This window comes from Vreelandella sp. 21 (assembly GCF_050995515.1).
GTDB classification, from domain to species: Bacteria; Pseudomonadota; Gammaproteobacteria; order Pseudomonadales; family Halomonadaceae; genus Vreelandella; species Vreelandella alkaliphila.
Map to the genome: position 1 here is coordinate 2573974 of NZ_CP194673.1, position 21480 is coordinate 2595453.

The following is a 21480-nucleotide window of genomic DNA, read 5'->3' on the forward strand; positions in this document are numbered from 1 at the left end:
CTAACGGGCGCATTCCCTTGCCCTACGCTGTGCGGCTTAAAAAAGTGGTTAACCTGTGCTATCAAAGCGGAGCCATTGTAAGGGATTAACTGGCGAGGCTCTACGTTGACAAACCTTATACAGTTAATTCATTAAATTTTGCCACATTACCCATGAAACACATAAAAAAAGCCAGATCTGTAAGAACTGGCTTTTTTTGTTACGGGATCAACGACTTAAAAGTCAACTTTGGAACTTGGTATGACTTGCTTCTCTCGTAAGATTTGCATAGATACCCCAAAACGAGGCTAGTAAAAAAGCATACATCATCACACCGCTGTTATGAGTTAAGAACGCTTGAGAGAGGCCAAAGTCGATATAGGTGACTGAGAACAGCACGCCCGCGGTAGCAATGGATCGAATTGCTAAATTGTCGGCACCTAGCTGCCTAGCAAACAAGCGCATTGGAATGATGTAGAGCGCTAATAGAACAAACAAGCCAATCAAACCACGCTTGGCAAAAGCATCTATAAATTCATTATGTGCGTGGCCGTACGAAGCGGCCTCTTGCTCAATAACGCCCTCTTCCCCCAGCGCTGCCATCGCCTGCTCGTAGCCATTGCTTCCCCAACCTATTAACGGTTTTTCTTGAATTAACAACGTAGCTCCACGCCACATTTCAAACCTAGAACCCAACGAGGTGGAACGGTTCTCACCAGAGATATACAAATTGATATCATTGAACGCTTGATGAACACGACTTTGCACACCAAGCTGAGGCACGGCATAGACCGCGACACCGGCAATTAACACCGCAACTACAGCCGCGACCTTTAGCTTCGGTGAAAACCCTGTTCCATAAGCACGGTATAGCACCATCAATACGATAGGAAAGCCTACCCACCCCCCTCGGCTACCTGAAAATAGCGAGCCTAGTATGCCGCCCATCGCACCCAGCATCATGAAAACCACCCACACGTTGCGCTGTCGCTGAACAACTGCCCATCCAAGCCCCGCCAAACAAAGCACCCCAAGCAACATACTTAGGTTACCGAATTGGATAACGTGGGTATGCCCCTGGGCACGATCTACTCCTTCGAATAGCTTCTGCCATCCGGCCCAGGTGCCAGCACTGATCGCCCCCACGGCGATGCCGCTCCAAAGAAAAGCCAAGTTTGGGGGGTAGCGCAGCACCCAGAAGAGGGCCGGAATGGCCAGGATGAAACGGCTAGGCTTGTCGAAGCCTTTACCACCCTGACCATCCAGCCAAGCTTCCAACATCGCAATAGCTGCATAAGCCAGTAGCACGGCGATGATGGCACCGTCCTGGCGCGTCAGAATGGGAACTCTGCGAAGGGCGATAAGCACTAGACCCGCCAGCACCAGAAGTAACGCACCCAGTGAGTAACCGCTGGGCACCACCAGTGCGATGGCGGCCAATAAAAAGACGGCCACGCCGGTGAATAGCTGGGGGGGCTGACTGCCTGTTGGTGACGAAAAACTGGGCGTTGACAACATTGAAACTGGCTTCCTTTCATGGCCTTGAGGCGGCAATTCATTAAGGAAGCCGATAGTAGCACAGGCAACGACGTTGCTCGCCAGGAGTTCACTTGACGGGCATTACCTCATGAGGCTGCTTGCTGCTGCCAGCGCCAGGTGTCGATCATCATATCGTCGAGAGTTCTGGTAGCTTGCCAGCCCAGCTCTTGCTGCGCCTTTTCAGCACTGGCCCAGAAAGCAGCCAGATCACCATCGCGCCGAGGTGCATAGCGGAAAGCCACGGGCACCTGTGTGGCCTGGGTGAAAGCATCAATCATTTGCTTGACCGACACTCCCTGCCCCGTGCCCAGGTTGTAGTGGCGGGCACCCGGCATTTCTAGTGCCTTAAGCGCAGCGCGATGCCCGGCAGCGAGATCAACCACGTGCAGGTAGTCGCGCACGCAAGTGCCGTCTTCAGTGGGGTAGTCATTGCCGTAGACCTGCAGCGCGGGCAGTACGCCTGCCGCCACTTGGCTGATATAGGGCATCAGGTTGTTGGGAACCCCTTGAGGTGACTCGCCGATCATGCCCGAGGGGTGCGCCCCAATGGGATTGAAGTAGCGCAACATAGCCACAGACCACTCCGAGTCACTGACACACAGATCTTCCAGCACCTGCTCAACCATTGCCTTGGAGGTACCGTAAGGGCTGGTACAGCTGCCGCGCCCCATGGTTTCCACGTAGGGCGGGATAGCTTCTACGCCATAGACGGTGGCTGATGAGCTAAAGATCAGCTTTTTAACACCAGCCTTATGCATGGCATGGCACAGCGCAATAGTGCCGTATACATTGATATTGTAATACGCCAGCGGTTGGGTAACGCTTTCGCCCACAGCCTTCAGGCCCGCACAATGAATCACTGCTTCGATACAATGGCGCTCGAAAATAGTAGCCAGCAGTGCGGCATCGCGCACATCGCCCTGGTAGAACGCAACTGTGCGCCCGGTGATTTTTTCAATACGCGGTACTACAGAAGCCACACTATTGGAAAGGTCGTCCAGCAGTACTACCGTGTGACCTTCTTCCAGCAGCTCAACGGCGATGTGCGAGCCAATATAGCCTGTGCCACCTGTCACTAGGATCATTTAGAGGCTCCGGTTAGTAGGCATTGGCATGTTTAAAGCCTTTAAACACGGTCATGAAAATTATCTTGAGATCGAGCCATACCGACCAGTTGTCGATGTACCACAGGTCGTATTCGACCCGTCGCTGCATCTTTTCAAGCGTCTCGGTCTCTCCACGTAGGCCGTTGACCTGAGCCCAACCGGTAATACCGGGCTTCACCTTGTGCCGACGCATATAAGACTCCACCAGCTCCTTATAGTACTCGTTGTGGGCCAACGCATGGGGGCGCGGGCCGACGATAGACATGCGCCCTTGCAATACGTTGTAGAACTGCGGCAGCTCATCCAGGGAGGTGCCGCGTAAGAAGGCGCCTATCGGGGTTAGGCGATCGTCATTCTTGGTGGCCTGTGTGACGGCACCGTCCTTCTCCTGATGTACCTTCATTGACCGGAACTTGTAGACCTTGAACATCTTGCCGTTGGAACCCGTGCGATGCTGCTTGAACAGTACTGGACCGGGCGAGGTCAGCTTGATCGCCAGGGCAATGGCAATGCACACCGGGAGGATCATCAGCGTGATCATGCTGCCGACGAGGATGTCTTCGGCGCGCTTGACGATACTCGCCATGCCGTTGATGGGCGATACGCTGAGGTCGATCGCCAAGTGACCCGCCACTTCGCTGGTGCGGTGGTTGAGTAGGCGCATGTCTTTGAATTCCGGGATCAGGCGAATCTCTTCGGTGTGGTTGCGCAATGCATAGAAGAGGCCATGCACGGTCTCACCCATTTCCAGCGGTACACAGATCCACACTTCGGCGGCGCCCGCATCGCTGATGCGGCTGGCGATGCGCTCCAGGTCCTCTTGATTCGGCGCTTCATCACCTAAGCGCTCGATACCCGCAATGGAGTGCCCTTCCCAAGAGGCCGCCCGCATGCCCCTCGCCACGTGCAGCACATTCTTGGCAGGCCCCACCAGAAAAACCGGGCGGCGCGCGCCACCGCGAATGCGAATACGCCGTAATCCATACTGCACCAGTGCTCGGGCGCTGGCGGTCAGCACGAAAGAGAATAATAAGGTAAGGCCTACCCATAGCCGCGAGTAGCGCTCTGCGGCGTGAGCAAAGTAAATAGCGGAGGTGACGATGATGCCAATCACCAGCCAGACCAGCATCAACTTAGTGATAATATAAAAGGTGGATGAGATACGCCAACGCTTGTAGCTACCCGTCGAGCTGTTGGCCACCACCACCAGCAAGGACATGCACGCAAGCGCCAGTACGTAACGCTCATGCAGGTGAACAGTCTCGAAACGCAGCAGGTACGCCAGTACCCCCGAGAGGACGACGATGGCAACATCGAACACTGGGAAGATGATTTTGGGCGGATAGCGCTCGGAAAAGATTACACCTCTTCGACTAGCAGAAGATTGCTTACTCATCGTTACTTACTCCCAAATAATCGCATATTCTTCACAGCAACATAACCACGTAACTTTAAAACCCTCCTACCCCTCATCTGAACAGAGTTAAACAAACATAAACCTACCGCGTAAACGAATAGAAAATTGACTATATTGGTTGACTTTGTCACATATGACTCAGTTAGATTAGAAAAAAAGAAAAGAGCAAAAAAACCAAAAGCGCAGAGCTTTACCTGCGGAGAAAGTCCTCCGTAAAAGAAAAGATAAATTATAAAAAGCACGAAGCAGAAATATGCAAAAGCTGCCAACCATCCTCCTTGAATCAATATATCTATATATCCGCTATGGCTATCATGCGGGTAGAAATCTCCCATACCTTGCATGGGACCAATCGTACTAAAACGCTCGAATGTCCAGAAGTTGTCCAACCCGTAACCTAGCCAGGCATTAATCCCTGATAAATTTTCAAGTGCAAAATCCCAGATCGTCAATCTGCCAGTCAAGGACACAAAGTGCCCCATAACACTTATACCATCATAGCTCGTGTGCAAGTCAACAACATAAACACTACTTAAAACAAAGAACAAACATAACGCTGCCTCAGCCATCAAAATTGAAGTAAATAGCTTTTTATCCTTAATAGGACGACTATAAACATACATTAAAAAACAGAAACCAACTATCAGAACAGCAACGATGACAGCGCTTGCTAAAGCGGTCCTTGAACCACTATGATACGTAAACAAAACTGCCGCCACAGTAAACAAAAAAGAATAAAGGCGAACTCCAAAGTCCTTACTTAACAAAAAAAGTAAAAAAGAAGCAATCGTCAGCAGTGAAGCCAGCCTTCCCAGGGAGTTTTTCTGGTCATAAACCCCTTTCCAGTCACCTTCAAAAAAGCCAACATCAACGCCTATCTCAGGAATTGCGATGATAACTGTAAAATTAACAAATGATAGTGTGAATAGAGTAATGACAAGCGTCTTTAAAAAAACCTCAACACTCATCCTTGAAGCACAGTATGACGCTATCAAAACCACCACAAAAAAAACTAGAACTTTAGCTATGGCATATATATCACCTCCATTAAAAAGAGAAACAAAATACATGTAGAGAAAAAAGACCGGAAAAAAAGCCATGGGCAACGGAATATCAAATCGATCAAAAAGAAACAACACCAAAAAGCCAGTAAGCACAAGTATCATCGCGCCATGCAGATACACACCTGACAAAATCCTTTGATCAAGATTACCATTAACCAAAAATAGCCAAATACTTAAAAGCAAAATGGCAACCTTGGGAAACATTACATTTCCTTTGTGATCTATTTTTATAGGCATAGTACTTTTAGCTCATCATTTTAGACAATTTTCTTAATATCTTTTCGGGAAGGCTCATCTTCCACCCCTTTCCCCAGTGGTGGATGAGATAAGTTTCATCAGTGACATGCCGATAGAGCAGCTGCTTTCGGTCATGCACTTTTGCATAGGGGTTATAAGGGTAGAACAGTGGCCAAGGCAAGATGACAGTATCTGTGTCTTCTTTGGCAATGCATGCATTGGCCACTTCTGGTGCAATTAAGTAAGGCTTCTTTTTCTGATGCCGTTCCTCGATAAGCTGCATAGCGTTTTTGAAGAAGTGATGCCCAGGTACACCGCCAATGGCTCCGGCCCCGATCCTTCCCTCATCTTCATAACCAATGAAAAAGGGATGATTCAATAAAGGACCCAAGGACTTCACCACCTCCATATCCACATCGAGATAGATCCCCCCTTGCTCATTCAAGGCATACATCCGAATGTAGTCAGAAAGAAACGCCCATTTTTTGTTTTCCAGGCAGTAACGAACAAAGGGAATATTTTTATCAATATTACTTTCGTTCCACTCGATGATCTCAAAGTCAGGCATTTTTTCTTTCCATGTGGCGATGCACTCTTTGTAGAGCGTGCCCATGGGGTTGCCGCCAAACCAGCAAAAATGGATCTTTTTAGGAATCATGATTCACTCAATTTTGTTGCCGTATTTGATCAAAAACCGAGGGTAGTCTTTCAGGTAGCGTTTCAGCAACCGATTGGGCTCTTTGATCATTCGGTATAGCCAGCGCAGGTTGAGGCGGTCTACCCAGGCAGGGTAGTAATCTTGCCCCTTGGCCTGCACGAACTGATCTAGATAGCCGCCACAGGTGAAACCGGTGCCTTGCCAGCCGGCAGCGCGCAGATCCAGCAGCAGACGCTCCTGTTTGCCTGCGCCCATTCCTACGATGACGATGTCTGCACGGGCAGCATTCACCAAGCTCTGTTGGCGCTCCTCCTCGCAGCTAAAAAAGCCTGAGCGTACGTAGCTGATCTCCAGGCCAGGATATTTCTGCACCAACAGCTCAGCCGCCTGAAGAATGTTCTCTTCCGTGCCGCCCACTAGCGCAACGCGCTTCTGCAAGGCCTGTGCATGCCCTAACACCAATGGGGCAATCGAGGTATCGTCGAAGCTGGTACGTTCGATCTTTTTGCCCTTGAACAGCCGGACATAGAGCACTACAGCAATACCGTCGGCGTAAAAGCGAATCTGTCGGCACTCTTGCTCGCTCAGACTTTGCGCCACAATGCCTAGAGAAAATGGATTAATAAAGCTGTAATCAACCCCTTCTTCCAGGTGAAATTCCCTTTCAAGTCTAATCATTTTAGTTCACCATCATTGTTAAGCTCGGTTTCGCGGCGCTATGACGAAACGCCAATCGGTCATCAGGAAACCGAACTTTTTCTTCACCACGTAGACCGCCACGACGTTCTGAATCAATAGGCACAGCAGCAGCGCGTAAGCCGCCCCCTCTGCGCTGTAACGTGGTATCAGTACCAGCGAGGCAACGCCCCCTACTACCACCGACCAGATCAGTATATTCCGCGCTGCGCGCTGCTGGTCAGCCATTAAAAGCAGCAATATGACCGAGCCAGTCATTACGTTGACCAACTGTCCGATCACGAGAATTCTTACTACGCCTGCAGCACCGCTGTAATCGCTGCCAAACAGGGCAAGCACAGCTTCGGGCCAGATAATGAATACCAGCGCAGGCAGCAAGGCAAAGCAGGTCATTTGGAAGGCGCTTTTCTGAGCAAGCTGCTTGAGCCCTTCGCCATTCCCTTCGTGTTGAAGTCGAGAAAAGCGCGGCCCTAGAATGCTGTCATATACCGTCAGGATGAAACCGATGATCATAGCCAGCCGCAGCCCAAGACTAAACAATGCTACGTCGCTTTCACTATGGAAGGCACCTAGCACCAACCCAACCCCCCATTGAGTGTAATAGAAGATGATGCCTACCAACAGGAAGTCAGGCAAATGGCGGTAGAAGTCTTGGCTAAAGCTGACACTTTCACTTTCGACCAGCGTGCTGCGTCGATACAGCCACCAGACTGCCCACAACGCCACCAGCAGGTACACTACCAGGATTACGCCCAGCGCAGAAATTAGTGCCCGCGCACCCAACGGAATACCCAGCCAAGCACATATAATTACAACGCCACTGAGCACTATAGAGATACACCCTATTTCGAACAGGCAGGAAACATTAGCCTTGCCCCACCCTTTCATCAGAAAGTTGCATAAATAAATCACACTGTATAGCGGCGACAATAGCGCGGTAATACGTAGGCTCTCAACGGCGTGCTCGGTTGATGAAAGCAGCATCCTTGCCACACTAGGGGCTAATATCCACAGCACTACGCCCAGCAGGACTCCCACCAATACGTTAACCGTCATGGCATGTTTGTAAATCCACGCGACCTCTTGGCGATTATTATTAGAAGTAGCCACCCCCATATATTTGAGTGTGGCCCGATCAGTTCCCAGGCTGGCAAAAACCTGCATACCAATCATAATCGAGAGGCATAACATGAAAGCACCGAAAGACTGGATACTAACAAACGTGGCCAACACGTAAGAAAGCAGGAAAGTACCGCCTGCTGCCAACCCCCTTGCTCCCAACGTTGTAAGAAGCTGGCTTTTCAATACTCTATTAATCATGTAGAACTCTTGAGTCAATCAAAAAATTGACTTAATGGTTGGTTTAGATTGCTATCGCAAAATTTACATCATCAATAAATTTTTATATCTAAATACTTGCTGAGCAGGCAGATCAGATGCAGTGATCTTCCACTATTTTAAATTAACCGCCTCTATTTAAGAAGACAAACAAGCTCTCACAAACCTTGGTAAACCTCTGATTAGGCTTGCTCGTTCACCTCCTTCCCCAATATTGATTATTTAACAATTACCATAAAAATATTCATAAAATAGCTCACTAGCACACAATGAAATCTCTTTGCCATCAGCAAATAAACGAATCCCGCACTTCAGGAGATCATTTTTTAGTCTTATACATAAGGACGATTTCAAGCGCAGCAAGGATTCCAGAAAACCTATCTCAGAAATCTATCTCAAAAACCTATCTCAACAAGACATAAGACCATGCTTTAGTAGCGAGCTGCTTACGTGGGGAAGTATACGCTTGATAGGTATCATATTGCAGGGCACTCACACTGATTAGAGGTGCTTAGCCAGGGGGCGCGCAATCGCCTTCTGGTCTTTAGGCATTACTTTTTTTGACAGCGCATCTTCCATAGCTTTGACCTGAACAAACCGCCAGATAGGTAGTTTTTATCTCATTGCTTCTCTCGCCTCAAGACGACCATGATTTTAAAACTTGCATTCCACTATGCTGCTATTAAATCTAACTAATAAAAAAACCGGCCTCGCAATGAGGCCGGTTCTATATCACTTACAGGGGTTACCTGCTAAGCATGGCGATAGAGCCAAGCTTAGAAGTGGTAACGCGCGCCTGTTAGCCAGTAAACGTTGTCAGTCAGATCGCTCAGAGTAGTTTCGTCACGATTGATAGACGGTGCGTCGCCATCAGCAACTTCTACGAAAACATCAAACGCGCTGGAAACTTTGTAGTAAGAACCCAGAGACCAAGCGTTGCTGTTATCGTTCTCTTCGCCTTCAGGACTGATACCATCGCGGCTGACGTGGTAGTAGTCACCAGTGAACGCCCAAGGACCTGTGGTGTAAGTCGCACCAACACCAACCTTGTCGTAGCCGTTTTCACGGAGACGCAAGTCGGAGTTGTTTTCACGACCTTCGTAACCTAAACGAACTGACAGCTGATCATTAACGGCGTAAGAACCGATCAGACCACCCAGCATTTCGCCGTTACCGCCACCACGCTGAACGTCGTCAACGAAGCCAAGAGCTACAGTGACAGGACCTTGCTCGTAGCGTACGCCACCTTGTGCAGCAACTACGTTACCTTCTTCGCGAACTGGTTCAAGTTCGCCACGCTCGCTGTAGTGTTTCAGCTGCAGGAAGGCAGTCCAGCCTTGAAGATCAGGCGTGTAGTAACCGATAGAGTCGCCACGCGACTGTTTCGTATGGCCAGCGAATTCTAGACCACGATCGATGTAAACATCGAACGGCAGAGAAACAAACTGGTTGTAGAAAGCGTCAAAGTTACCAGCCTGAACGGTACCGTACTGCTTGCTTTGCAGACCTAGGTAGCTCTGACGAATTTCAGTGAAGCCAGACTCGGTGTAACGCTCGTCACCACGGAAGCGCCACTCTAAACGACCGAAAGCGGTCAGGTCAGAGTTAACTTCTTGGCTCATACGCAGGCCGAGGCGAGAATAGACATCAACAAATTCCGGACTCTTGTCAATTTCTTGACCTTTGTCGTTGAACTCGGGGCCACCACCAGCGATACCCATGGCGATACGGCCATAGACGTCGAGTTTGGTGCCGTCTTGGTCATAAACGGTAGCTGCTTGAGCGGCAGCAGAGGCACCGAGGGCGCCAATGATAGCAGTCGCTAAAAGTGTCTTTTTCATGATGTAGGTTCCTTAACTAGCTTACTGTTTCGATCGTTACCGCAAACTTATTGTGAAGTCTGCAGCTGGCTTGCGGGCCATGCTCTTTATGCCATCCTCCGGTTTTTCCCGGTGGTATGCGGCATGTCCTCAACTAAGCCTTGTTATAGTCCAATGCTCGCAGGTCAAACTCTATACTGGGATTCCAGTGAACGCAATAGAAAAAAACAGTGTTTTTTTACGATTTGCATTTTTTTAAGGAACCCATGAGTAACTGACTGGTCTCAGCGCCCGGTAAATTTCTGCTGAAGCCCTCTTAATTTATCCTCTAAGCTAAGCGGTTTAGCTGCTTCAACTTTTTCCTTCGCTTCATTCATCCCCCGATGCTCATGCTCTTTCATAGCTGCGGGGGTAGCATTATTTGGTGCCTTTTGAAGCACTTGTTTCGATGCTTGTTTTGAAGACTGTTTTGAAGATTGCTGCGACTTTCTATTTTCTGAAGACTGCGCTTGCTTTGGTGTATTGCTGTCTTGCTTATCTTTTCGCCGCTCACTGGCATGTCGCGCCGCTTCTTTATCGACTTTGCCTGCTGGGTTTCCATCCAAATCGATTCGCTCAGCACCTTCTCGCATGGATTTCACATAGCGTGGCAAATTCACATAGTTAGCTAATGCTCGACGAATCAACTTCCCCGACCAGGGTTCTCGCTGGGCTAAATCCTGATGAATGCCCACTTTTAGCGGTTTAGTATGTCCAGTGAAAAACGCGTGCGGATAGCGTTTATACCACTGACGCAAAAGCGCTTGCGGGGAGGGTGGCTGCGGCGCAGCTTCTGTTTCGGCCGTTACTGTTTCTGCCGTTACTGTTTCTGCCGTTGCTTTCTCTTCACTCATGGACCTTGAGGCTAACGCTTCTTCTGGCGTTTGCTCTACGGCCATTGAGTCGGACTTTTCTGAAGAGGGCTTTGCATCTACTGCAGACGGCTCAACGGCAGACACATCAGACTGGGCTGGATCTTGTAGCGGCTGCGAAGGCGGCTGGGTCTGGGGCATTTGGTTTGCCAACTGCCTTTTGAGCATTTCGTTCTCTTCACGCAACGCGTTCAATGCGGCTTTGGTCTGCTCAAGGTGCGTTTCCAATGTTTCTAGCAGATCCAGTACTGTTGCGGCCATAACCCCCTCCTTCTTTGCGCTGATCAGTCGGCGATCCGCTCATAGACTACAAAGTCGTATTGAGGCTGCCCTTCTGCTGGCTTGCCCGCGACACGCTGAACTTCCTGCCACTCATCCATGGAGAATTCGGGGAAAACGGCATCACCATCGACATCAATATCCACTTCAGTGATATAGAGGCGCTGGGCATGAGGAAGCGCTTGTCGATAAATTTCTCCCCCTCCCATCACCATAATTTCTTCTGCTGCTTCAATGGTGGCCTGCTGGTCGGCTAATGCCAATGCTGCTGGTAGCTCATGACATATCCGCACGCCTTCGGCGGCAAAATTTGGATCACGGGTTACTACAATATTGAGCCGATTGGGCAGCGGTTTACCTATTGATGCGTAGGTTTTGCGCCCCATCACAAGCGGCTTAGCTTGAGTCATGCGCTTGAAGAACTTTAGATCTTCCGGTAGGTACCAAGGTAACTTACCTTCGACCCCAATCACCCGGTTTTTGGCCATCGCCACAATCATCGCTATCGGCACCAGGGGATCATAAGCATGTTGCTGCTGACTCATACTGCCACCTCCGCTTTGATATGGGGGTGCGACTCATACTCTTCGATATTGATATCGTCAAAGGTGAAATCAAACAGATTGGTTACCTGAGGGTTAAGCGACAGTCGCGGTGGCGCTTTAGGCGTGCGACTCAACTGCTCCCGAGCCTGCTCTAGGTGATTGCTGTAAAGATGGGCATCACCCAACGTATGTACAAACTCGCCGGGCTCCAGGCCAGTTACCTGCGCCACCATGCTGAGCAGTAGCGCATAGCTTGCAATATTAAACGGCACACCTAAAAAAATATCCGCACTGCGTTGGTAAAGCTGGCACGATAAACGCCCATTAGCCACATAAAACTGAAACAAACAGTGGCAAGGCGGCAATTTCATTTCATCAACTTGACCTGGATTCCAGGCTGAAACAATCAGTCGCCGTGACTGAGGCGTCTTGCGAATCTGCTCCAACACATTAGCAATCTGGTCGACACTACCGCCATTGGGGCTCGGCCAACTACGCCACTGATAACCATAGACCGGACCAAGATTACCGTTTTCATCGGCCCACTCGTCCCAGATACGTACGCCATGCTCTTTGAGATACCCGATATTGGTATCACCTTTAAGAAACCACAGCAGCTCATGAATAATAGAGCGCAGGTGCAACTTTTTAGTGGTTAGCAGCGGAAAACCACGGGAGAGGTCGAAACGCATTTGATGACCAAACACTGAGCGCGTACCAACACCAGTGCGATCATCCCGATCCACGCCTTGCTCCATTACGGTGCGCATTAGGTCGAGATACGGCTGTTCTAGCGCTTCTTTCGGCATGGGCGTTATTGCAGTCACAGAAATTCCAGATTAACAGGCAATGTAATTGGGTATTCTAGGCTGGTATAGGGGGGTAGGTCGAGCCTAATTAGACCACTTTCGCGGGTGCGCTGCGCTTACCACGCGCTACAAAACCTTTAATGTCAATCTATTGCGATTATCGTAGCGCGGCGTAACGAATCTTGTGAGGAACGAGCAAATGAGGCACCCGCGACGGGAGCCTCCGCTCTGCTTAATAACAGCGTCGCTTCGCGCTGGAGCACCATCGCGGGTGCGCTGACGCTTACACCGCGCTACAAAACCACTAAATCAGCCTACGGTACCTACCGTAGCGCGGTGTAACGAATCTCGCGAGGAACGAGCGAATAAGGCACCCGCGTCGTGGCCACGTAAGCAACGCTCCATACTCCCCCGCGGGTGCGCTGACGCTTACGCCGCGCTACAAAACCACTAAATCAGCCTACGGCACCTACCGTAGCGCGGCGTAACGAATCTTGTGAGGAACGAGCAAATGAGGCACCCGCGACGGGAGCCGCTGCTCTGCTTAATAACAGCGCCGCTTCGCGCTGGAGCACCATCGCGGGTGCGCTACGCTTAACACGCGCTACACCTTGGCATCGATGGGTTGATGACGCGACCAGGCGATAAAAACGAGGCCTAACGCGATCATCGGGAGCGTGAGCAGCATGCCCATGGTGAACCAGCCAAAGGCGAGATAGCCAATGTGGGCATCCGGCATACGTACAAATTCAACCATAAAACGGAAGACGCCGTAGCCTAACAGGAATAACCCCGAGACCAACCCTCTGGCGCGCGGCTTGGCAGATACCCACCACAGGATGGCAAACAGTACGATACCTTCCAGAAAAGCTTCGTACAGCGCTGAAGGGTGGCGTGGCTCTGGTCCCATACCAGGAAATGGCATGCCCCAGGGTAGCGACGTCACCCCTCCCGGCAACTCATGGTTAATAAAATTACCAATCCGCCCAGCGCCTAAACCAATGGGCACCAGCGGGGCGATGAAGTCGGCGAGGGTGAAGAACGCCAGTTGTTTACGACGTGCAAATAGCCATGCGGCAATCAGTACCCCTAATAAACCGCCATGGAAACTCATACCGCCATCCCATACGCGGAACACCCATAGCGGGTCAGCCGTCCACTGCCCTAAGCCGTAAAACAGGGCGTATCCTAATCGCCCCCCCAGCACCACACCAATGGCGCAGTAAAAAAGCAAGTCACCGATATCATCTTTCGTAAGCCCAATACGTGGCGCCCGTTTACATCCTAGCCACCATGCCGCCACAAACCCCACCACATACATTAAGCCGTACCAATGAACCTGCAGCGGACCAAGTGAAATCGCTACCGGATCGATATCTGGGTAATTAATCATCGAGACTCTCTAAAGCAAACAGGAAGAAAACAGCAGCGTGGCATAGGTGAATTACGCCAATATGAAGCGCAAGCCCACTATGGCCAACAGCGTTGCAAATGAAAACCTCAATACAGTGGCTGGGAGCACGTGAGCCAAACGAACGCCAAGCCGTGCAAAAGGTACACTGGTTAGCACAATGCCGATAAAGGCAGGCCACATGACAAAGCCGGTCGCCCATTGGGGAAGAAGCGGATTACCCCATCCCACAACAATAAACGTTAACGCACCAACCATCGCTATTGGTAAGCCACAGGCGGCAGAGGTTCCCACCGCTTGGGTCATGCTTGCACCACACCGTGAAAGCCAAGGCACTGTCATTGTGCCTCCTCCAATACCAAACAGTGCCGATATGACGCCTACTACGCCGCCAGCAATGGTCATCGCAACATTTCCTGGTGGCGAACTACCGGGCTTTGGCGAAAGGCCAAACACCATTTTGGTTGCTAGCAGCAATACAAACACCCCGAATAACGTTCCCAAAACGGTGCCAGAAAGGTTGTCTGCGATAAATACACCACCGATAGCCCCCAACATAAGTCCGGGTAACAGCGCCATGAACCATGGCTTATGAATACTACCTTTTCGGAAGTGCCCTAATGCTGACGAAGCCCCGGTGACGACGATCGTCGCCAGTGAGGTGCCTACTGCAAGATGCATGGTAATTTCAGGAGCAACCCCCTGTAGACCAAATGCAAAGACAAGCGCAGGCACAATAATTAAACCGCCCCCCACCCCAAACAAACCAGCCATGGTGCCTGCCACTGCGCCTAGCAACAAATACCCTGCTAAAATACTCAATACTGTCATTTATCCTGCACCTGGTTATTCGCGCTGGGTACCCACTTAGTAATCATGCTGAGTAGTGTTTCAGGCTTGTAGGGCTTAGCTAGCACGTCATCCATACCGGCAGCGTTATAAGCGCCATTACCAGCACTATCAACGTTCGCGGTGAGAGCAATCAAGACACTGCGTCGCTGACCGCCACCAAGACGCTCAAAGGTCCGCCAGCGACGTGCTGTTTCTAGCCCATCTAAGGTCGGCATAAAAATATCCATAAACACGAGATCATAAAAAACCGTTTGCTGGCAGTCCAAAGCCTGCTCCCCACTGCTGACGCCGTCTACCTGCAGCCCCTGGGTTTCCAGCATTTGGCGTGCCAGCATTAAATTAACGGGGCCATCGTCTACCACCAAGATACGTAGTTTGCGCTCAGAAGCTGGAAGCGGCTGCTCATAAGCATCTGTTTCGTTAGCACTTTGCTGAACAAAATTAGTAAGCAGTGCGCGTATATCCGCCAGCCGCTCTCGCACGTGAGTAATATTCTTGTGACATGTTTCTGAATTATCCATCTGCAACATATCGCCCAAATGATCAAACAGACTGTCGGCTTCACGCTGAAGTAACGTTAGATAACCAGACTTCAAGCGTGACTCTTCCCGCGCGCGGTCGCGCCCAGCAATGAGATGCTTCAACTGTTTTTGCTGGTGATGAAGGTCATCAAGCAAGGTTTGATCGGGTCGGAACGGCTCGCTTAAAGAAGCCGGATGCTGGACATCCTCACCTGCGCGAATGACATCCGCCAACAACTGATTGACCATCGCTAAGCGATTAAGTGGCAGCCCTTCACTGACGTCTTCCGCCTGTGAATCAGCCTGCTCCGCTTGTCGATTAACCAATTGGGCTGCTTGGCGCTCTAACTCGGCCAACTCTTGCATGCAACTGGCGTCTTCTTGCTTTGCGCGACTTTTAACCAGCATCAAGAACACGCCAACGTTTAAACAACTACCCAGTAGCAACGCAAGGGTCAACCACAGGGTGGTGCTCCATGACGTTTGACTAGGGGAAAGCCCCCAAACCACCAGCCCTACCAGCACACAAAGCAGTACCAAGGCCGCCTGAATGAGTAAAAGAGGCCACAAAGTAGGCCAGACAATCGCATTCCAGAAGTGCTCTCGCTGATAGCGTTGCATAGTATGCGCCTTCCTAGGTGGCTTCTAAAATATTGCGCCTCAACATGCTGGCAGCCATAGCGTGGCTAAGCATATTTATATTAATGTTAAGTGTATGTCTACGCCTCAATACTGTCATGCCACACTGGCTAATTGGGTTCCTGTTACTATTCGCGAGCCTTACTTATGTGCTTAATCACCTTTTCTTGGTCCCCTGGCTCTTCTATACCATTACGCTTGGCAGGCAACCGAGATGAATTCCACCAGCGGCCCACTGCCCCTCTTGCTCATTGGCAAGAACACACCGCCGTACTGGGTGGACGCGACTTGGAAGCCGGTGGTACGTGGTTAGCCGCTAACTCCCAAGGCGTTGTTGCAGCGTTGACCAATGTGCGTGATCCAGCACTGGCCACACCCGTCAACGCACCCAGCCGAGGCGAACTCGTTGCTAGCGTGTTACAAAGCGACGATGTCGAAGCATGGCTTAAAGCGAAAGAGCGCACGACCGCGCATCGCTATGCCGGATTTAATCTCTTGGTTGCGACACAACACCGCATGTGGCACCTGCACCGTGGCCGCCATGGGGTAGCACTTAATAGCGTGTCCCCAGGGGTGCATGGCTTGTCAAATGCAACCCTGAATACCGCCTGGCCAAAATTAAGCCTGGTTCGCGACGCCTTGTTAAATAGTAATGACGAACAGTGGCAGGCCGCGACGCAATTTGCACTGCATAACCCACAAACTGCACCTGATGAGCAGTTGCCAGATACTGGTGTAGGCTTAACGCTGGAGCGCCAACTCTCTGCCGCGTTTATTGTTGGTGAACACTACGGCACCCGGGCAACCACATGGTTAACGCTAAACCACCGAGGGCAAGTGACGATTACCGAGCAGCGGTTTGGGCCACTCGGTCGTTTTGAGGGAGAAACCACGTTGACGACACCCTCCCCACTGATACCCAATCAGCCCCAGCATTAATCTCGCGGCGGCATTAAGTGTGATAGCTGCCACTCATCCATACGCTGATTGAGATGTTCATGCACCAATGCTGGGGTATCCAGATCCATGATTTCTTTAAGCAGCATTTGCGCATCTTGCATTGGCACTCGGCGAATAGCAGCCCGTACCCTGGGCAAACTAGGGGCATTCATAGACAGGCTGGTAAATCCCATGGCCATTAATAGCAACGCACCAGCAGGGTCACCCGCTAATTCGCCGCAAAGCGATATAGGCTTTTCTAGACGAGTGGCATCCTGAGCGAGTTCTTGCAGCGCACCCAGCAGCGCTGGGTGCAACGCATCGTACAGACTAGATACGCGAGGATTATTGCGATCCACCGCGAGCAAATACTGCGTAAGGTCGTTACTACCCACCGAGAAGAAATCGACTCGCTTTGCCAGTGCATCCATTTGGTAAATAGTCGCAGGTACTTCAATCATCACGCCTACTTTAGGCCGCTCGACATCAATGCCCTCTTCACCTAGCTCTAGAATGGCACGATCCAGTAGACGAATCGCTTCGTCCACCTCTTCCACATTGGTAATCATCGGGAAGAGCACGTAGAGATTATTCAAGTCATGCGATGCTTTCAGCATGGCACGCAGCTGTACCATCAATACTTCTGGGTGATCGAGGGTTACCCGCATTCCCCGCCAACCCAAGAATGGATTAGCTTCCTCAATGGGAAAATAGGGAAGGTCTTTATCGCCACCGATATCCAGCGTTCGCATGACTACCGGTAGTGGCGCAAAGCCCTCTAACTGCTCGCGGTACATACGCATTTGTTCTTTCTCACCGGGGAAGCGCTCAGTAATCATAAATGGCACTTCGGTGCGGTATAGGCCTACGCCGCCGATTCGGCTTTTCAGCAACGCTGAGGCATCAACCGCCAGCCCGGTATTTACCATCAGCGGCATGGCATAGCCATCCGGTGTTTCGCTGGGCAGGTCTTGTTCGTACTCCAGCAACTCACTCAGTGCTGCTTCTTCAGCAATCAAGCTTTCGTAGCGAGTTCTTAGCTCTGGCGCTGGCCGCACAAACAATCGCCCTCGGTGGCCATCAATCACTACCGGGGCGCCATTTAAGCGCGGCAGCGGGAGATCCATCATCCCTAGCACCGTCGGAATCCCCATAGCCCGGGCAACAATAGCAACATGCGAGGTACTCGAACCACGTACGGATACCAAGCCCTTTAGCTTGTCCCTTGGCACCTCTCCCAACATGGCAACGCTGATTTCATCACCTACTAAAATGGCGTTTTCTGGGTAGGTTTCTGGGGTCGAAGGCGTGTCTTCTTGCAGATGAGACAACACACGACGACCAAGATCGCGAATATCCGCCGCACGCTCACGTAAATAATCGTCGTCTACGCGTTCAAGGTATTGCACATGGCGGCGCACGACATCGGCTAACGCACCAGGTGCCCACTGCCCTTCACGAATACGCTTTTCCACTTCTTCAGAGAGCGCCGCTTCGCCAAGCATTTGCTGGTAAACGTCGAATAGCGCCAGCTCTTGGGAAGAAATACGGTTAACCAAGCGCTCTGCCGCTGCGCGGATTTCATCACGTGTTTTGCCAATGGCTTCTTTTAGCCGTGCGACTTCATAGTCTTGATCGCTGGGAATAAGGTCAGGCACGCTATTTAGGTCAGCGGGCGGCGTAATCACTACCGCCTCCCCCATCGCCATTCCTGGAGAAGCCGCCACGCCTTTAAACATAGCTTGGCCACCCGGCAGCGCAGGGCGAGCAAGGTTACCGGTAGCGAGTGCGTGAGCCAGCACACCTGCCAACTGAGCAGCCATAGTGACCAGAAAAGCTTCATCTTCGTCGTCGTACTGACGTTTTTCAGCTTGCTGTACGACCAAAACGCCCAGCATGAGGCGCTGATGGATAATCGGCACCCCTAAGAAGCTTGAGTAACGCTCTTCGCCAGTTGCTTCAAAATAACGAAAGTGAGGGTGGCTTTGCGCATCTTCTAAATTAAGCGGTTCGCTGCGCTTAGCCACTAGACCTACCAAACCTTCGCCTAGCGGTAGCACAACGCGGCCTACCGCTTGCGTGCGAAGGCCAATCGTCTCCATCAATACAAGCGACTCGAGCTCCTTATCGTATAAATAGAAGGAGCACACATCCGTCTGCATGGCCTTTCGTATGCGGCGTACCATCGTTGACAGCGCGGCGTCGAGGTTTCGTGCGCCATTCACTTCTTGAATAACGCGTCGCAGCACCTCAAGCATGGACGTTTTCCTATTCACTATTATTTGCCTCGCTGAGGGATTTTCGGCCAACTGTCACTATGTCCTTCGAAGCGTCGCCTTTGAACTGTTTCTTTTGAACAGTTTACCTAGAACAGCTTCCTAGAACAGTGGAGCGCACGTTATCCATCGTGATCTTGTTGCGCCAAGCGCTGAACGCGAGGAGAGAGCTCCCGTAGCGCGCGCCGATATACCTCTCGTTTGAACGGCACCACTTGCCCCAGTGGATACCAGTAACTTACCCACCGCCAACCATCGAACTCGGGTTTAGGCGTTGCCGTCATACAGATTCGATTTTCTTGGCAGCGAATCTTGAGTAAAAACCACTTCTGCTTCTGGCCGATACAAACCGGCCGCGAGTGGGTGCGAATCATGCGTCGTGGCAGACGGTAGCGCAGCCATCCCCGGGTACAGGCGACAATATCGACATCATCGGCGGTTAAACCGATCTCCTCAAAAAGCTCACGAAAAAGCGCTTGATGTGGTGTTTCGTTTGCCTTGATGCCTCCCTGGGGAAACTGCCACGCGTTTTGCCCTACACGACGCGCCCAAAGCAGCTGCCCCTGGCTGTTGGCAATAATGATGCCAACATTGGGGCGAAAGCCGTCAGCGTCGATCACGGACATCACCTTATAAATTTTCAGTTGTCCCCATTTTTCCACAAGGGAGACAAGCGTATCAATACAATATCACCCTAAGTGGTTAAACCATGGTGACTCTGCGATAATCCGCCGCTTTGCAAACCGTTACTGACGTTCATTACTGAGCTAACGAGCAGCACAATTAACCAACACCATAAGGGGAGCGCCGTGAGTCTGGCCATTTTCGATCTGGATAATACGCTGATATCCATCGACAGCGATCATGCCTGGGGCGAGTTTTTGCTCGAACAGGGGGCAGTTGACCCAGTTGCCTACCGCGAGGCCAATGAGCGCTTTATGGCGGATTACAATGCGGGCACGTTAGACATGGCGGCTTTTTTGGAAATGGCATTGAAGCCACTGGCTGAAAATACGCCGGAACAGTTAGCCGCTTGGCATCAGCAGTTTATGGTCAGCAAAATCGAGCCGAATATCTTGCCTAAAGCAGAAGAGCTGCTGGCTCGGCACCGCACAAAAGGCGATACGTTACTGATCATCACCGCCACTAATCGCTTTATTACTGCCCCCATCGCTAATCGCTTGGGCGTGGACGACTTGATTGCAGTTGACCCAGAAATAGTAGACGGCCGCTATACCGGCCGAGTAGCGGGCACACCCAGCTACCGCGAAGGCAAAGTGACTCGCTTAAAGCAATGGCTTGAGGGCCAAGAGTTCACCATGGATGGCGCATGGTTTTACAGCGACTCTCACAACGACCTTCCCTTGCTTGAACAAGTAGAGCATCCGGTTGCCGTCGACCCCGATGACACGCTGCGCAAGGTGGCCGAAGAACGCCAATGGCGCATTATGAGCCTGCGAGATTGAGCCAGCTGCCCCGCGGGTGCGCTGACGCTTACACCGCGCTACAAACCCGTTAATTCAATACGTTAACCGTAGCGCGTGGTAACGCATCTTGCGAGGAACGAGCAAATGAGGCACCCGCGAACGATTATGGCACGTCCCCGCGGGTGCGCTGACGCTTACGCCGCGCTACAAACCCGTTAATTCAGTACGTTGCAAACGTAGCGCGTGGTAACGCATCTTGCGAGGAACGAGCAAATGAGGCACCCGCGAACGATTATGGCACTTCCCCGCGGGTGCGCTGACGCTTACGCCGCGCTACAAACCCATTAATTCAGTACGTTAACCGTAGCGCGTGGTAACGCATCTTGCGAGGAACGAGCAAATGAGGCACCCGCAAACGATTATGGCACTGCCCCGCGGGTGCGCTGACGCTTACGCCGCGCTACAAACCCGTTAATTCAATACGTTAACCGTAGCGCGTGGTAACGCATCTTGCGAGGAACGAGCAAATGAGGCACCCGCAAACGATTATGGCACTTCCCCGCGGGTGCGCTGACGCTTACGCCGCGCTACAAACCCGTTAATTCAATACGTTAACCGTAGCGCGTGGTAACGCATCTTGCGAGGAACGAGCAAATGAGGCACCCGCGAGCGACTATGGCACTTCCCCGCGGGTGCGCTGACGCTTACACCGCGCTACAAACCCGTTAATTCAATACGTTGCAAACGTAGCGCGTGGTAACGCATCTTGCGAGGAACGAGCAAATGAGGCACCCGCGAACGATTATGGCACGTCCCCGCGGGTGCGCTGACGCTTACGCCGCGCTACAAACCCGTTAATTCAGTACGTTAACCGTAGCGCGTGGTAACGCATCTTGCGAGGAACGAGCAAATGAGGCACCCGCGAACGATTATGGCACTGCCCCGCGGGTGCGCTGACGCTTACGCCGAGCTACAAACCCATTAATTCAGTACGTTGCAAACGTAGCGCGTGGTAAC

18 protein-coding genes are annotated in these 21480 nt (G+C 51.3%); 2 read left to right on the forward strand and 16 right to left on the reverse strand.

Features of this window, described 5'->3' with window-relative positions; all coding sequences use genetic code 11:
• Nucleotides 1-222: 222 nt before the first annotated feature.
• The 14 genes from ACN06F_RS12010 to ACN06F_RS12075 all read right to left on the reverse strand — a co-directional run bounded on the left by ACN06F_RS12010 (nucleotide 223) and on the right by ACN06F_RS12075 (nucleotide 15803).
• The gene (locus tag ACN06F_RS12010; RefSeq protein WP_433923986.1) at nucleotides 223-1497 is read right to left on the reverse strand and encodes an O-antigen ligase family protein; all 1275 of its coding nucleotides are present in this window, start codon (nucleotides 1495-1497) and stop codon (nucleotides 223-225) included.
• Nucleotides 1498-1604: 107 nt separating this feature from the next.
• Nucleotides 1605-2603: a UDP-glucose 4-epimerase GalE gene (galE, locus tag ACN06F_RS12015; RefSeq protein ID WP_433923987.1), complete on the reverse strand. Its 999-nt coding sequence runs from the start codon at nucleotides 2601-2603 to the stop codon at nucleotides 1605-1607.
• A 13-nt stretch (nucleotides 2604-2616) separates the two neighbouring features.
• Entirely contained in the window at nucleotides 2617-4020 is a 1404-nt protein-coding gene (locus ACN06F_RS12020) for an undecaprenyl-phosphate glucose phosphotransferase (RefSeq protein WP_120386657.1), read from the reverse strand.
• Between the two features lie 2 nt (nucleotides 4021-4022).
• Entirely contained in the window at nucleotides 4023-5309 is a 1287-nt protein-coding gene (locus tag ACN06F_RS12025) for an O-antigen ligase family protein (RefSeq protein WP_271912246.1), read from the reverse strand.
• A gap of 40 nt (nucleotides 5310-5349) precedes the next feature.
• Entirely contained in the window at nucleotides 5350-6000 is a 651-nt protein-coding gene (locus tag ACN06F_RS12030; RefSeq protein WP_120386654.1) for a glycosyltransferase family 32 protein, read from the reverse strand.
• A 3-nt stretch (nucleotides 6001-6003) separates the two neighbouring features.
• On the reverse strand, nucleotides 6004-6678 hold the full coding sequence (locus ACN06F_RS12035; RefSeq protein WP_415965399.1) for a WecB/TagA/CpsF family glycosyltransferase: 675 nt from the start codon (nucleotides 6676-6678) through the stop codon (nucleotides 6004-6006).
• Between the two features lie 18 nt (nucleotides 6679-6696).
• Nucleotides 6697-8016 carry a polysaccharide biosynthesis C-terminal domain-containing protein gene (locus ACN06F_RS12040; protein ID WP_038485999.1) on the reverse strand — a complete coding sequence of 440 codons (1320 nt, stop codon included), beginning with the start codon at nucleotides 8014-8016 and terminating at the stop codon, nucleotides 6697-6699.
• 794 nt (nucleotides 8017-8810) lie between these two features.
• The gene (locus tag ACN06F_RS12045; protein ID WP_271912239.1) at nucleotides 8811-9875 is read right to left on the reverse strand and encodes a porin; all 1065 of its coding nucleotides are present in this window, start codon (nucleotides 9873-9875) and stop codon (nucleotides 8811-8813) included.
• Between the two features lie 263 nt (nucleotides 9876-10138).
• The gene (locus ACN06F_RS12050) at nucleotides 10139-11026 is read right to left on the reverse strand and encodes a ProQ/FINO family protein (RefSeq protein ID WP_433923988.1); all 888 of its coding nucleotides are present in this window, start codon (nucleotides 11024-11026) and stop codon (nucleotides 10139-10141) included.
• Between the two features lie 23 nt (nucleotides 11027-11049).
• Complete coding sequence (locus ACN06F_RS12055; RefSeq protein WP_038486008.1) at nucleotides 11050-11589, reverse strand: dihydrofolate reductase; 540 nt, start codon at nucleotides 11587-11589, stop codon at nucleotides 11050-11052.
• Nucleotides 11586-12416: a thymidylate synthase gene (locus ACN06F_RS12060; protein ID WP_038486011.1), complete on the reverse strand. Its 831-nt coding sequence runs from the start codon at nucleotides 12414-12416 to the stop codon at nucleotides 11586-11588. Before ACN06F_RS12060 ends, ACN06F_RS12055 begins: the two co-directional genes overlap by 4 nt.
• 586 nt (nucleotides 12417-13002) lie before the next feature.
• Entirely contained in the window at nucleotides 13003-13791 is a 789-nt protein-coding gene (gene lgt, locus ACN06F_RS12065; protein ID WP_038486014.1) for a prolipoprotein diacylglyceryl transferase, read from the reverse strand.
• 51 nt (nucleotides 13792-13842) lie between these two features.
• On the reverse strand, nucleotides 13843-14640 hold the full coding sequence (locus ACN06F_RS12070) for a sulfite exporter TauE/SafE family protein (protein ID WP_038486017.1): 798 nt from the start codon (nucleotides 14638-14640) through the stop codon (nucleotides 13843-13845).
• Nucleotides 14637-15803, reverse strand: coding sequence for a response regulator (locus tag ACN06F_RS12075; RefSeq protein WP_038486020.1), 1167 nt, complete (start codon nucleotides 15801-15803; stop codon nucleotides 14637-14639). The genes ACN06F_RS12070 and ACN06F_RS12075 overlap by 4 nt, the downstream gene beginning before the upstream one ends.
• A 165-nt stretch (nucleotides 15804-15968) precedes the next feature.
• On the opposite strand from ACN06F_RS12075, the gene ACN06F_RS12080 reads away from it, so the two are divergent.
• Nucleotides 15969-16760, forward strand: coding sequence for an NRDE family protein (locus tag ACN06F_RS12080; protein ID WP_433923989.1), 792 nt, complete (start codon nucleotides 15969-15971; stop codon nucleotides 16758-16760).
• Here ACN06F_RS12080 and ptsP read toward each other — a convergent pair.
• Both ptsP and ACN06F_RS12090 read right to left on the reverse strand, forming a co-directional pair.
• Entirely contained in the window at nucleotides 16757-19018 is a 2262-nt protein-coding gene (ptsP, locus tag ACN06F_RS12085; protein WP_433923990.1) for a phosphoenolpyruvate--protein phosphotransferase, read from the reverse strand. The genes ACN06F_RS12080 and ptsP overlap by 4 nt on opposite strands.
• Nucleotides 19019-19158: 140 nt before the next feature.
• Complete coding sequence (locus ACN06F_RS12090) at nucleotides 19159-19656, reverse strand: RNA pyrophosphohydrolase (RefSeq protein WP_038486029.1); 498 nt, start codon at nucleotides 19654-19656, stop codon at nucleotides 19159-19161.
• A gap of 189 nt (nucleotides 19657-19845) precedes the next feature.
• Here ACN06F_RS12090 and ACN06F_RS12095 point away from each other — a divergent pair, with 189 nt between their 5' ends.
• The gene (locus ACN06F_RS12095) at nucleotides 19846-20502 is read left to right on the forward strand and encodes an HAD family hydrolase (RefSeq protein WP_038486032.1); all 657 of its coding nucleotides are present in this window, start codon (nucleotides 19846-19848) and stop codon (nucleotides 20500-20502) included.
• Nucleotides 20503-21480: the final 978 nt, after the last annotated feature.

Excerpts from the sequence above, each read along its gene's own strand:
- ACN06F_RS12010 (WP_433923986.1), bottom strand. The coding sequence starts at position 1,497 with ATGTTGTCAACGCCCAGTTTTTCGTCACCAACAGGCAGTCAGCCCCCC.
- galE (WP_433923987.1), bottom strand. The coding sequence starts at position 2,603 with ATGATCCTAGTGACAGGTGGCACAGGCTATATTGGCTCGCACATCGCC.
- ACN06F_RS12020 (WP_120386657.1), bottom strand. The coding sequence starts at position 4,020 with ATGAGTAAGCAATCTTCTGCTAGTCGAAGAGGTGTAATCTTTTCCGAG.
- ACN06F_RS12025 (WP_271912246.1), bottom strand. The coding sequence starts at position 5,309 with ATGTTTCCCAAGGTTGCCATTTTGCTTTTAAGTATTTGGCTATTTTTG.
- ACN06F_RS12030 (WP_120386654.1), bottom strand. The coding sequence starts at position 6,000 with ATGATTCCTAAAAAGATCCATTTTTGCTGGTTTGGCGGCAACCCCATG.
- ACN06F_RS12035 (WP_415965399.1), bottom strand. The coding sequence starts at position 6,678 with ATGATTAGACTTGAAAGGGAATTTCACCTGGAAGAAGGGGTTGATTAC.
- ACN06F_RS12040 (WP_038485999.1), bottom strand. The coding sequence starts at position 8,016 with ATGATTAATAGAGTATTGAAAAGCCAGCTTCTTACAACGTTGGGAGCA.
- ACN06F_RS12045 (WP_271912239.1), bottom strand. The coding sequence starts at position 9,875 with ATGAAAAAGACACTTTTAGCGACTGCTATCATTGGCGCCCTCGGTGCC.
- ACN06F_RS12050 (WP_433923988.1), bottom strand. The coding sequence starts at position 11,026 with ATGGCCGCAACAGTACTGGATCTGCTAGAAACATTGGAAACGCACCTT.
- ACN06F_RS12055 (WP_038486008.1), bottom strand. The coding sequence starts at position 11,589 with ATGAGTCAGCAGCAACATGCTTATGATCCCCTGGTGCCGATAGCGATG.
- lgt (WP_038486014.1), bottom strand. The coding sequence starts at position 13,791 with ATGATTAATTACCCAGATATCGATCCGGTAGCGATTTCACTTGGTCCG.
- ACN06F_RS12070 (WP_038486017.1), bottom strand. The coding sequence starts at position 14,640 with ATGACAGTATTGAGTATTTTAGCAGGGTATTTGTTGCTAGGCGCAGTG.
- ACN06F_RS12075 (WP_038486020.1), bottom strand. The coding sequence starts at position 15,803 with ATGCAACGCTATCAGCGAGAGCACTTCTGGAATGCGATTGTCTGGCCT.
- ACN06F_RS12080 (WP_433923989.1), top strand. The coding sequence starts at position 15,969 with ATGTGCTTAATCACCTTTTCTTGGTCCCCTGGCTCTTCTATACCATTA.
- ptsP (WP_433923990.1), bottom strand. The coding sequence starts at position 19,018 with ATGCTTGAGGTGCTGCGACGCGTTATTCAAGAAGTGAATGGCGCACGA.